Below are 241 nucleotides of genomic sequence, written 5' to 3'. Positions count from 1 at the left end.
CTGAAGGTACTAGGTTAAAGTTTTCGATAGCATCTTTAAATTTACCTTGCCAATACTTTTTAGCTTCTTCTGTCTTTTCTACTGAAGCGATAGCTGTTGCTACACGGTTTGCAGTTTCTTCATACTCAGATTCTAGTAAAGCATCTACTAAATTAATGTCCTGTGTGAAAGTGTCCCCGACTTGATACTCAACACCGTCAGCAGTTTGTAGTGACATAGTAACTACATCACCATTTACCCC

1 protein-coding gene is annotated in these 241 nt (G+C 38.6%); it reads right to left on the bottom strand.

Features of this window, described 5'->3' with window-relative positions:
* Positions 1–241 (bottom strand): hypothetical protein (locus SB749_RS20630; protein ID WP_410711958.1); only part of this gene is annotated, 241 nt, incomplete at both ends.

The organism is Brevibacterium sp. SIMBA_078, from assembly GCF_046534565.1.
Lineage (GTDB): Bacteria > Actinomycetota > Actinomycetes > Actinomycetales > Brevibacteriaceae > Brevibacterium.
Note: the sequence above shows the minus strand (reverse complement) of the source record. Positions and strands in the feature narration are given on the sequence as shown.